We start from the raw sequence: 12,214 nt of genomic DNA, 5'->3' as shown, positions 1-12,214 counted from the left end.
TCGCGCTCGACGAGGCTTCGGATCGTCCGGTCGCGGGCGAGGTGTACGAGGTGGACGCGCCGACGCTTGCGGCGTTAGACGAGCTGGAGGATTACTTCGGTCCCGGCGATTCTCGCAACCTTTACGAGCGCCTCGAAGTGGAAACGTCGGGCGAGCGTGGGACGTACCGGGCGCTCGTTTACGCGTTCCCGCGGGCGCGCGCCGCGGCGTGCCGGCCGATCCCGCAAGCGGATTGGCGCGCCTACCGAAGAAGCGCCTCAGAACGCGGCAACGCCGCATCGGAGTCGTAACTCCCGATGCGGCGTTGAGCAGCTTAGTGGCCCGAAGGGGCGGCCAGCCCGACCTTGTCGACGAGCAGGCGGCTTTCTTCGTTCAACCCTTCGATATGCGCTTGCTTTCCGGCTTGCCTGTATTTCAAGACGACCTTCGCGATCGCCGTCACCGCCGAATGATCCCACACATGCATCTGATGGAAGTCCAAGATGATGCGGTCCGGATCGTTCTTCGGCTCGAACGCGTCGACGAACGCGGTCGTCGTCCCGAAGAACAGCTGGCCTTGCAGCGCGTAGCGCTTCGCGCCGTTCGGGGCGAGCTCGCTCCGGACGTCGACCTTCGATGCGATGCGCCAGCCGAAGATCAGCGCGCTCAGGACGACGCCGACGCCCACGCCGAGCGCGAGGTTGTGCGTATAGACGGTCACCGCGACGGTCGTCAGCATGACGGCCGTGTCGGGGACGGGGATCCTTTTCATCTCTATAATGGATTTCCAATCGAACGTACTGATCGACACCATGATCATGACGCCGACGAGCGCCGCCATCGGAATGCGAGCGACGACGTCGCCGAGCACGAGGATGAGGAACAGCAGGAACACGCCCGCGACGAGCGAGGACAGCCGGCCGCGGCCGCCGGATTTTACGTTAATGACGGATTGGCCGATCATGGCGCAGCCCGCCATGCCGCCGAAGAAGCCGGTAATCGTATTGGCGATGCCTTGTCCGCGAATTTCGCGGTTTTTATCGCTCTTCGTATCCGTCGCTTCGTCGACGATCGTCGCCGTCATGAGCGACTCGAGAATGCCGACGAGCGCGAGCGGCAGCGCGTACGGCAGTACGATCAGCAGCGTCTCCAAGGTGAACGGCACCATCGGCAGATGGAACAACGGGAACGCGGTGGGCAGCGCGCCCATGTCGCCGACCGTGCTTACATGAATGCCGCCGAAAATGGTTATAATAGTCATAACGATTATCGCGACGAGCGCGGACGGCACGGCCTTCGTGAACCGAGGCAAGATATAAATGATAGCCAGCGTCGCGGCCACGAGCGCATACATCACCCAAGACTGCCCTTGAAAATGTACCAGCTGCGCCAGAAAGATCAGTATCGCGAGCGCATTGACGAATCCGATGACGACGGAATGCGGAATGAACGTCAAAAATTTGCCTAGCTTCAAAATGCCGAGTATGATTTGAATCACACCGGTCAGGACGGTAGCGGCCAACAAGTACTCCAGCCCATGCTCCTTCACGAGCGTAACCATAAGCAGCGCCATGGCGCCCGTCGCCGCGGAAATCATGCCCGGACGGCCCCCCGCGAACGCGATAATGACGGCGATCGAGAACGACGCGTACAAGCCCACCATCGGGTCGACGCCCGCGATGATGGAGAACGCGATCGCCTCCGGAATGAGCGCGAGCGCGACCGTCATCCCCGCGAGCACGTCCATGCGCACGTTCGAAAACCAGTCCTGCTTCAGTTGTGTTCCATTCAACAGTAGGTTCCTCTCTTTCTGTATGTGTAATCAATTGGCCGACCACTCTCAGGTCGACCGGGGCCGTTGTTCACAAAGCCTAATTATACATACGAAGGGCGGAAAAGAATAGGCGTTTCCAACTATTTTCGCTCTTGCACTACAAAGGCGCGCCGGAAAGAAGTATAATGGAAACGTTTGTACCACCCGGACGACGCGCAAGCGTCTTTATCGCGCCATCTGCGAATCAGCGGTCAATGCAACAAAAAATAGATCATAAAGGAAGCAAAGCATGAACACTATCGAAGAACACAAGCCGGAATCGTCCGGCTCCAAGTCGAAGAAGCGCCGTACGCCGTACGTGCAAATCTTCGCGCTCGGCGGCCTCGACGAAATCGGCAAGAACATGTACGCGATCCAATACGGACGCGAAATCCTCGTCGTAGACGCAGGCGTGAAGTTCCCGGGCCCGGATATGCCCGGCGTCGACTACATCATCCCGAACATTCGGTATTTGGTCGAAAACAAGGACATGGTCAAGGCGATCCTCCTGACCCACGGGCACGAGGATCACATCGGAGGCTTACCCTTCGTGCTGCAGCAGCTGAAAGTTCCGATCTACGGCGCCTCGCTGACGATCGGCTTCGTACGCGCGAAGCTCGAGGAGCATCATTTGGCGAAGCAGACCGAGCTCAACCTCGTCGACGAAAACTCCGTTATCAAGTTCGGCTCCATGTCCGTCGAATTTTTCCGCACGCATCATAGCATCCCGGACTCATTGGGCATCGTCATCAAGACGCCGCAAGGCAACATCGTGCATACGGGCGACTTTAAATTCGACATGACGCCTTCCGACAAGCCGACCGATTGGGGCCGCCTCGCGCAGATCGGCAAGGAAGGGGTGCTGGCGCTGCTCGCGGACAGCACGAATTCCGAGAAGCCGGGTTATACCCCTTCCGAGAAGACGGTCGGCAACGCGATCAAAGAGGCGTTCCGGGGCTGCAAAGGCCGCATTTTGTTCGCGACGTTCGCTTCGAACGTACACCGGCTGCAGCAAGTGATCGAGGCCGCCGAAGAAACCGGCCGGCACGTCGCGATCATCGGGCGCAGCATGGAGCGCGCGTTCCGGATCGGACAGGAGCTCGGCTATATTCGGGCGGCGAAGGATACGATGATCGACGTCAATCAGATCGACCGGCATCCGGACCACAGCATCTGCATTATTTGCACCGGCAGCCAGGGGGAGCCGAACGCGGCGCTGACGCGCATCGCGAACGGCTCGCATCAGAAGGTCGCCATCTATCCGGACGATACGGTCATGTTTTCGGCGTCGCCGATTCCCGGCAACACGCAAAACGTCAACCGCAGCATCGACCGATTGCTGCGCGCGGGCGCCGAGGTCGTCTCGGGCTCGATTATGGACATCCACGCGTCCGGCCACGGCTGCCGCGAGGATTTGAAGCTGATGCATTCGTTCCTGCGTCCGACGTATTTCATGCCGATCCACGGCGAGCATCGGATGCTCGTTCAGCACGGGCGTCTCGCCGTCGAGGTCGGGATCGACCCGGCGAACGTGTTCGTCATGGACAACGGGCAGACGCTCAACGTCTCCCGCCGCATGGCGCGCCTCGGCAAGCCTGTCCATGCGGGCGCCGTGCTCGTCAAGGGCGGCACGATCAGCGAGTGGGAAAGCTCCGTGACCGAGGAGCGGCGCCAACTCGCGGACAGCGGCGTCATTATCGTCAACGTCGTCGTCGATTCGTCGCAGAACAAGATGCTCGCCGGCCCGGATCTCGTGACGCGCGGTTTCATCTACGTCCGCGAGGCCGGCGACATTATCGCGCAAGCGACGCGCGTGCTCAAGCGTTCGATCGCAAAGCTGCAGAAGAAAGAGAAGTTCCACCGCAGAGGGTGGGAGGAGTCGATTAGCAAGACGCTCTCTTCGTACTTCGATACGACGATGGGGCGCTCCCCGCTCGTGCTGCCGGTGTTGATGGACGTCAAGGGCAAGAAAGAGCCCGTCCGCGAGGCCGTTTCGGAAGTGCAATAAGCCGTTTGCGAAGCCGCATTCGAGTCGTGTCGCGACTCGAATGCGGCTTCGTTGCGCTGAAGGGGACTCCCCGTGCGGACCGCCGGGGCGGGCAGCTGGGGCGGACCACTGGGCTGACCCCAGGGGCGGACCGCTGGGTCGGACCGCTGGGCCGGGCGCGGAGATCGTCAAAGGAACTAAGGAGGCGCCTAAGTTCGCCAAAGGAACTAAGCGCAGCTGCGGACGCATCGGCGGGCCGGCGGTTGGGTGCGAAAGGTGCGACGGAAGGTTGTGTCGTGGTGCGGCGGTCGGAGGCGGCAGGGGTGGGTGTGCGATGCGTTCGGCGGTCGGTGACTGCGGTCGACGGTTCGCAAGCGTCCGGCCACAAGCGCAAATTTTGAGTATATGGCGGAAATAAGAGCAATATTTGATCTTTCGGCGGCGTTCGGCGGGAGCGGGGCGTGCGTGCGATGCGTTCGCGGTCGGTGACGACGGTCGGCGGTTCGCAAGCGTCCGGCTACAAGCGCAAATTTTGAGCATAAGGCGGAAATAAGAGCAAAATTTGATCTTTCGTGGCGGTCGGCAGGAGCGGTGCGTGTTTGCGATGCATTCGGCGGTCGGTGACGACGGTCGGAGTTTCGCAAGCGTCCGGCTACAAGCGCAAATTTTGAGCATAAGGCGGAAATAAGAGCAAAATTTGATCTTTTGGCGGGTATAAAAGCAAAATTTGATCTTTCGACGGCGGTCGGGGGCGGCGGGGCGTGCGTACGGCGGCGCACAGGAGGTTTTTGGCATCCTCCGCGCGCCTTGTGGTACCATGTTATCAAAATTGGTAACGATGGCCGCCCGAGGCCGGGTTAGGATCTTACAATCGCGGGAGGGAAGGCAACGGCATGCTGCTGCGAAGGTTTTTCTCATACTATAAGCCTTACAAAACATTATTCTACGTCGATTTCGGCTGCGCCGTCGTTGCGGCGGTGCTCGAGCTCGCGTTTCCGCTCGCGGTGAACGAGGTGGTCGACACGCTGCTGCCGAGCGGCGATTGGCAGATCATCCTGTGGGCGTGCATCGGTCTGTTGGCGCTGTATCTCGTCACGATGTTTCTGAACTTCATAGTGATCTATTGGGGACATAAGCTCGGCATTAATATCGAAACGGATATGCGCAAGGCGCTGTACGCCCATATGCAGAAGCTGTCGTTTCGCTTTTTCGACAACAACAAGACGGGGCATATGATCTCGCGGCTGACGACCGATCTGTTCGAGATCGGCGAAGTCGCGCATCACGGGCCGGAGGATTTATTCATCGCGATCATGACGCTGATGGGCGCGTTCGGCGTCATGCTGTACCTCAACTGGAAGCTGGCGCTCATTACGTTCGTCGTCATCCCCGTCATCATCTGGCTCGTGCTGATGGCGAACAAGCGGATGACGAAGGCGGTCGACCGGATGTACCGGGACATCGCCGACTTCAACGCGCGTGTCGAAGACAGCATCGGCGGCATCCGCGTCGTGCAGGCGTTCGCGAACGAGCGGCACGAGAAGAAGCTGTTCGACGTGAACAACCTGCGTTTTCGCGACGCAAAAATTCTCCAGTACAAAATCATGGGCGTCAACCTGTCGATCAGCTATATGCTGATGCGATTCGTCTCCGTCTTCGTGCTGATCAGCGGGGCGTACTTCGTCCTGCAAGGAGAGCTGACCGCGGGCGAATTCGTAGGCTTCCTGCTGCTGACGAACGTGTTCTTCCGCCCGATCGAGAAAATCAACGCCATTATCGAAAGCTATCCGAAAGGGATCGCCGGCTTCAAGCGTTTCGTCGAGATCATGGAGACGGCGCCGGACGTGGCAGACGCGCCGGACGCGGCGGCCGTCGCAACGTTGCGGGGCGACATCCGCTATGAGGGCGTGTCGTTCGGGTACGAGGGGCAGCGGAACGTGCTGAACGGGATCGATCTTACGATCCGAGCCGGGGAGACGATCGCCTTCGTCGGCCCGTCGGGCGCCGGAAAGACGACGCTGTGCAGCCTGCTGCCGCGCTTCTACGACACCGACGAGGGACGCATTACCATAGACGGCATAGACATTCGGAAAATGACCCTCGAATCGCTGCGCCGGAACATCGGCGTCGTGCAGCAGGACGTGTTTTTGTTCTCGGGCACGCTGAGGGAAAACATCGCCTACGGCAAGCTGGGCGCCTCCGACGAGGAGCTGCTCGAGGCGGCGCGCCGGGCGAGATTGGAGGAGTTTATCCGCTCGCAGCCGCAGGGGCTGGATACGGTCGTCGGCGAACGCGGCGTAAAGCTGTCCGGCGGGCAGAAGCAGCGCCTTGCGATCGCGCGGATGTTCCTGAAAAATCCGCCGATCCTCATTCTCGACGAGGCGACGTCCGCGCTCGACACGGAGACGGAGGCGGCGATTCAGCAGTCGCTCGCGGAGCTGTCCGAGGGGCGCACGACGCTCGTCATCGCGCATCGCCTCGCGACGATCAAGCACGCGGATCGGATCGTCGTCGTCACCGAGGACGGCATCGCCGAGCAAGGGCGGCACGAGGAGCTGCTGGCGCAGGGCGGCGCGTATGCGCGCCTCCATCAGGCACAGTTCGGGTAAGGCGGCGCGGGGCGGCGCAGAGTCTTCTATTCCAGCAGCCATGCCGCCATGCGGTCGACCGCCGCCTGGTGGGCCGCATACGGAAAGAGGTGGGCAAACCCCTCGTAGAGGTGCAGATCGACCGGGGCGCCGAGCGCGCGGAGCGCCTCGTACATGGCTAGGCCGTGGCCGACGTCGACCTGCGGGTCCTTGGCGCCGTGCACGACGAGCGTCGGACACCGCAGCCGGGGCGCGAGCGCCAGCGGCGAACGTTCGCGGTACGCCTCGGGGCGCTTCGCGGGCGTGCCGCCGAGGATGCGCTTCAGCGTCCGCCGCAGGTCGACGCGCTCCTCATAGGTGCGCGCGAGGTCCGCGACGCCGCTCCATAGGACGAGGCGGCGCACGGCGTCCGGCGCGTCGACGGCGGCGCGCGCGGCGTTGATCGAGCCGCGCGAAAAGCCGGCGACCGAGACGCGGTCCCGGTCGACGAACGGGAACGTGCGGAGCAGCGCGATCGCCTCGGCTACGTCCTCGCGGTCGGCGCCGCCGAATTCGTCGCGGCCTTCGCCGCCTTCGTTGCCGCGGTAGCACGGGGCGAACACGACGAAGCCGCGGGCGGCAAAGTCGTCGACCCAATGCGGCCGCACGCGCCCGAAGCCGCCGACGCCGCCGCGGCACAGGACGAGGGCGGGGTAGGGGTAGGGAGCGCCGTCCGGACGGGGGCTCGTCGCTCGCGGGGGGACGGCGGACGCTGCTTCGGACGAAGCGGGCCGAAGCATGGTGTGCGGCCGGTACGAGACGCGCACCGCTTCGGCGACGACGTCGACCGGCAGCTCGGCTGCCGGCAGGCCGCCGCGCGCGGCCGCGAGCGACTGCAGCGCCTCGGGCGGGGCGCCGCAGCCGGGCGGGAGCCCGACGTACCCCTTGACCCGATACGGCCCGGAGCGGTATGTCAATCGAACGATCATCGAGGCGACCCCCTTGACGATTGATAAACGGCATGCGCAGAAGCCCCCAAGGAGGAGCGACCCTCCCGAGGGGCTTCCGTCGTACGCGCCGGCCTAAGCGGCTAATGGAGCCAGGCTTGCTCCTCGGGCGGCTTCTTCGGCGACTTCGCCTTCTTGACCAGCTTCGGCAAGTGCTTCATGCCGCGGATCATCGCCCCTTGGCAGAGCGGGCAGCTCGGCGCGGCGGACGGGGCCGGCGCGCCGCCGGTCGCAACGGGCGCCGCAGCGGACTTCGGCGCGCCCCGCGCGGCGCCCTTCGCCTTCGCGCCGCGCTTCGGCTTCTCCGGAGCGATAAGCTCGTCGCGCATCCATGCTTTGCAATCGGGGCTCTTGCAACGCCAAATCGGCACCGGCGCCAGCTCCGGCTTTGCGATATCCGTATGTTCCTGCAAGGTCCACACCCCCCCGCATTACGATGCCCGCGCGAAATTCCCTTCATTCAGCCATTGTACAAGAGCGTCAGGCGCTGCACAAACGAACCGCCGCGAGCGTGGGAGGAACGGGAGGGGGCCGCGGGCGTCGGCGGAAAGACGCGGGGGCGGCGTTTTTTCCGTTGACAGCGTTTTCTGTAAGAGCCTATAATGAAAACCAAGTTGATACGTGACAGAGACCAGGAGAATCACATCCCATTGCTCAAGCGGCGCGCTTGCAATTCGGTGTGATTTTTTGCATGGGAAGGGGCGAAGCGAATGGCGTTCGAGGGGCAGAACATATTGCCGGCGATCCGCAGCATGAAGGAGCTCGAGCGGGCGCTCGCGTTCCCGTACGAATATTTGGTGCTGCTCGACACGCATGTCGGGCAGGTGAAGCCGATCGTCGAGCTCATGCGGTCGCAGGGCAAGAAGGCGCTGCTGCACGTCGATCTGATCGAAGGGCTGAAGAACGACGAGGCGGCGGCGGAATTTTTGTGCCAGCAGGTGAAGCCGGCCGGACTCGTGTCGACGCGGGCGAGCGTCGTGGCGAAGACGAAGCAGAACGGCCTGATCGCGATTCAGCGGCTGTTCTTGTTAGACACCAATGCGGTGGAAAAGGGTTACAAGCTCCTCGAACGGTCGGCGCCGGACTATATCGAGGTCATGCCCGGCGTGCTGCCGTTCATGATCGAGGAGGTGCGCGCGCGCACCGGCATCCCGGTGATCGCCGGCGGCCTCATCCGGTCGGCGGCGGACGTGGAGCGGGCGATCGAGGCGGGCGCGGAGGCGGTCACGACGTCGAATGCCGCGCTGTGGAAGACGTTCGCGGCCGGGACGCGCGGCGAACGAGACTAAGGGAGGGACGCGGACATGGAGCAGTACATCCTGGCGATCGATCAGGGGACGACGAGCACGCGGGCGATTATTGTCGATCGGGAAGGTCGGATCGTCGAGACGGCGCAGCAGGAGATTCAGCAATATTATCCGCAGCCCGGCTGGGTCGAGCACGACGCGGAGGAAATTTGGATCAGCGCGCTCGGCGTCGTCGCGTCGGCGTTGTCGAAGGCCGGGCTCGCGCCGACGCAAGTCGCGGCGATCGGCATTACGAATCAGCGCGAGACGGCGGTCGTGTGGGATCGCGCCACCGGGCGGCCGATCCATCGGGCGGTCGTCTGGCAGTCGCGGCAGACGGCGGAGCTGTGCGACGAGCTGCGGCGGCAGGGGCACGGCGACCTCATTCGCGAGCGGACGGGATTGCTGATCGATCCGTATTTCTCCGGGACGAAAATTCGGTGGCTGCTCGATCATGTCGACGGGGCGCAGGAGCGCGCGGCGCGCGGGGATCTGCTGTTCGGCACGATCGATACGTGGCTGATTTGGAAATTCACCGGCGGCGCGGCGCATGTGACGGACGTTTCGAACGCCTCCCGCACGATGCTGTACAACATCCATGAGCTGAAATGGGACGACGACTTGCTGGAGCTGCTCCGCGTGCCCGCCGCCATGCTGCCGGAGGTGCGCGACTCGTCCGAGGTGTACGGCTTCACGGTGCCGCACCATTTCTTCGGGGAGCGAGTGCCGATCGCGGGAGCGGCGGGCGACCAGCAGGCGGCGCTGTTCGGGCAAGCATGCTTCGAGCGGGGCATGGCGAAGAACACGTACGGTACCGGTTGCTTTATGCTGATGAACACCGGGGAGGAAGCGGCGGCGTCCGCGCACGGGCTGTTGACGACGATCGCCTGGGGCATCGGCGGCCGCGTCGAATACGCGCTCGAGGGCAGCGTCTTCGTCGCCGGCTCGGCGATCCAATGGCTGCGCGACGGGCTGCGCATACTGAAGTCGAGCGCGGACAGCGAGACGTACGCCAGCCGGGTGGAGTCGACGGAGGGCGTCTACGTCGTGCCGGCGTTCGTCGGGCTCGGGACGCCCTATTGGGACAGCGACGCGCGCGGCGCGGTGTTCGGCGTGACGCGGGGGACGACGAAGGAGCATTTCGTCCGGGCGACGCTCGAATCGCTGGCGTACCAAAGCAAGGACGTGCTAGACGCCATGGCGAAGGATTCCGCCCTTCCGCTCCGCGCTCTTCGCGTCGACGGCGGCGCGTCGGCGAACGCGTTCCTGATGCAGTTCCAAAGCGACCTGCTCGGCGCGGCCGTCGAGCGGCCGATCGTCAACGAGACGACGGCGCTCGGCGCCGCCTACCTGGCCGGCCTCGCCGTCGGCTATTGGGCGAGCCGCGAGGAGATCGCCGCGAACTGGCGCCTCGGCGCGAAATATGCACCTTCGGCCGACCCGGCGCGTATGAATAGCTTATACGCCGGTTGGCGGCGGGCGGTGCAGGCGACGATCGCGTTCAAGGGATAGACGGCCGGCGCGCTTTCATGATACACTTCTAAACAAGTTCATAGTTACGGTGGGAGATACGGAGACGCCTGGATCGAACCGTCGCGCGACAAGCGCGGCGGGGTCGGTTGCGGGCGTTTTCTATTTTCATTTCATTTTCGGAAAAAAAGGGGCGGGGTTGCCATGATCGAGAGAAAGGCGCTGTTCGAGGCGCTGGAAAGTCGGACGTTCGACGTGTTGGTGATCGGCGGGGGCATTACTGGAGCGGGCATCGCGCTCGACGCGGCGACGCGCGGCATGAAGACGGCGCTCGTCGAGATGCAGGACTTCGCGGCGGGCACGTCGAGCCGGTCGACGAAGCTGGTGCACGGCGGGCTGCGGTATTTGAAGCAGCTGGAAGTGCGCATGGTCGCCGAGGTCGGCCGCGAGCGGGCCGTCGTGTACGAGAACGGGCCGCACGTGACGACGCCGGAATGGATGCTGCTGCCGATGTACCGGGGCGGCGCGCTTGGTCCGTTCGCGACGTCGCTCGGGCTGCGGCTGTACGATTATCTCGCGGACGTGAAACGGACCGAGCGCCGGTCGATGCTGCGCGCGGCGGAGGCGCTCGCGCGGGAGCCGCTGCTGCGGTCCGACGACTTGCTCGGCGGCGGGTATTACGTCGAGTACCGAACCGACGACGCGCGGCTCACCGTCGAGGTGTTGAAGAAGGCGGCCGACGCGGGGGCGGTGTGCCTCAATTACGCGAAGGCGGAGGGGCTGCTGTACGCGGACGACGGGACGCTGCGCGGCGCGCGCATCGTCGACGTTCGGACGGGAGCGTCTTTCGAGGCGCGCGCCCGCGTCGTCGTGAACGCGACCGGGCCGTGGGTCGACGCGCTGCGCGAGCGGGACGGCTCGAAGCGCGGCAAGACGGTGCGGCTGACGAAGGGCGTGCACCTCGTGTTCGACGGCGCGCGTTTCCCGCTGCGGCAGGCGGTGTATTTCGATACGCCGGACGGGCGGATGGCGTTCGCGATTCCGCGCGACGGGAAGACGTACCTCGGCACGACGGACACCGACTACGCGGGCGACCCGGCGCATCCGGCGATGAGCGAGGCGGACCGCACGTATTTGCTCGCCGCTGCGAACTTTATGTTCCCGTCGCTCGGCTTGTCGGCGGACGACGTCGAATCGAGCTGGGCGGGGCTGCGGCCGCTCGTGTACCAGGAGGGGAAGTCGCCGTCGGAGGTGTCGCGGCGGGACGAAATTTTTGAATCGCCGTCGGGGCTCATTACGATCGCGGGGGGCAAGCTGACGGGGTATCGGAAAATGGCGGAAGGCATCGTCGATCGCGTCGCGGCGCGGCTCGCGCGTCTCGGCGCCGGCGCGTTCGGGCCTTGCGTCACGCGGACGCTGCCGATCTCCGGCGGCGACGTCGGCGGCTCGGCCGGCTGGCCGGCGTACGCCGCGGCGCGCGCCGCCGAGGGCGAGGCGCTCGGCTTGCCGCGGGAGGCGGCCTTGCGGATCGCGCGCCGGTACGGCTCGAACGCGCCGGACGTGCTGCGCTACGCCGCCTCCGACGTCGGCCGCGCGTCCGCCGAGCGTGACGGGCTGCCGCTCGACGTGTACGCGACGGCGATGTACGCGATGGAGCGGGAGCAGGCGCTGCGGCCGGCGGATTATTGGGTGCGCCGCACTGGCGACCTGTACTTCGACATCGCGCGGGTGCGGGCGTACCGCGAAGGCGTGCTGCGCCTCATGGCGCGGCAGCTCGATTATTCGCCGGAGGAGCGCCGGAGCGCCGACGAGGAGCTTGACCGGCTGCTCCGCGAGGCGACAACCCCGGTCGCGGAAGGGTAGTCCGCCCAGCGGCCCGGGCGGGCTGCCGGCGCGCGAGAGCGGCCGGATTGTCGGAGAAACTCCGACTATTTGGGTTCCCCGGGCCGCCTGCGACCGGATAGTCGGAGAAACTCCGACTATTTGGGTTCCCCGGGCCGCCGGCGGTCGTATAGTCGGAGAAACTCCGACTAAATGAGGTCCCTGGGCCGCCGACGGCCGGATAGTTGGAGAAACTCCGACTATTTGGGTTCCCCGGGCCGCTG

The 12,214-nt window shown here is 64.4% G+C and carries 9 protein-coding genes; 6 read left to right on the top strand and 3 right to left on the bottom strand.

Features of this window, described 5'->3' with window-relative positions:
• On the top strand, nucleotides 1–290 hold a 290-nt coding region (locus tag VEZ38_RS14335), incomplete at its 5' end, for a gamma-glutamylcyclotransferase family protein (RefSeq protein WP_324894540.1).
• Between the two features lie 23 nt (nucleotides 291–313).
• Here the strand turns inward: VEZ38_RS14335 and VEZ38_RS14330 are convergent.
• Nucleotides 314–1,771 carry a SulP family inorganic anion transporter gene (locus tag VEZ38_RS14330; RefSeq protein ID WP_324894538.1) on the bottom strand — a complete coding sequence of 486 codons (1,458 nt, stop codon included), beginning with the start codon at nucleotides 1,769–1,771 and terminating at the stop codon, nucleotides 314–316.
• Between the two features lie 271 nt (nucleotides 1,772–2,042).
• Between VEZ38_RS14330 and VEZ38_RS14325 the strand changes: the two genes are divergently transcribed.
• A complete protein-coding gene (locus VEZ38_RS14325) occupies nucleotides 2,043–3,800 on the top strand; it encodes a ribonuclease J (protein WP_324894536.1) in 1,758 nt (585 codons plus the stop codon).
• 875 nt (nucleotides 3,801–4,675) lie between these two features.
• The gene (locus VEZ38_RS14320) at nucleotides 4,676–6,388 is read left to right on the top strand and encodes an ABC transporter ATP-binding protein (RefSeq protein WP_324894541.1); all 1,713 of its coding nucleotides are present in this window, start codon (nucleotides 4,676–4,678) and stop codon (nucleotides 6,386–6,388) included.
• A gap of 26 nt (nucleotides 6,389–6,414) precedes the next feature.
• Here VEZ38_RS14320 and VEZ38_RS14315 read toward each other — a convergent pair whose 3' ends face one another.
• Entirely contained in the window at nucleotides 6,415–7,335 is a 921-nt protein-coding gene (locus VEZ38_RS14315; RefSeq protein ID WP_324894534.1) for an alpha/beta hydrolase family protein, read from the bottom strand.
• A 101-nt stretch (nucleotides 7,336–7,436) separates the two neighbouring features.
• The gene (locus VEZ38_RS14310) at nucleotides 7,437–7,766 is read right to left on the bottom strand and encodes a cold-inducible protein YdjO-related protein (protein ID WP_324894532.1); all 330 of its coding nucleotides are present in this window, start codon (nucleotides 7,764–7,766) and stop codon (nucleotides 7,437–7,439) included.
• Nucleotides 7,767–8,063: 297 nt separating this feature from the next.
• Here VEZ38_RS14310 and VEZ38_RS14305 point away from each other — a divergent pair, with 297 nt between their 5' ends.
• The 3 genes from VEZ38_RS14305 to VEZ38_RS14295 all read left to right on the top strand — a co-directional run bounded on the left by VEZ38_RS14305 (nucleotide 8,064) and on the right by VEZ38_RS14295 (nucleotide 11,972).
• Complete coding sequence (locus VEZ38_RS14305; protein ID WP_324894530.1) at nucleotides 8,064–8,642, top strand: glycerol-3-phosphate responsive antiterminator; 579 nt, start codon at nucleotides 8,064–8,066, stop codon at nucleotides 8,640–8,642.
• Nucleotides 8,643–8,657: 15 nt separating this feature from the next.
• Complete coding sequence (gene glpK / locus VEZ38_RS14300) at nucleotides 8,658–10,151, top strand: glycerol kinase GlpK (RefSeq protein WP_324894528.1); 1,494 nt, start codon at nucleotides 8,658–8,660, stop codon at nucleotides 10,149–10,151.
• Nucleotides 10,152–10,313: 162 nt separating this feature from the next.
• On the top strand, nucleotides 10,314–11,972 hold the full coding sequence (locus VEZ38_RS14295) for a glycerol-3-phosphate dehydrogenase/oxidase (RefSeq protein WP_324894526.1): 1,659 nt from the start codon (nucleotides 10,314–10,316) through the stop codon (nucleotides 11,970–11,972).
• Nucleotides 11,973–12,214 lie beyond the last annotated feature (242 nt).

It is taken from the genome of Paenibacillus sp. (genome assembly GCF_035645235.1).
Lineage (GTDB): Bacteria > Bacillota > Bacilli > Paenibacillales > YIM-B00363 > Paenibacillus_AE.
The sequence above is the reverse complement of the archived record's forward strand: the minus strand, read 5'-3'. Positions and strand labels throughout refer to the sequence as shown.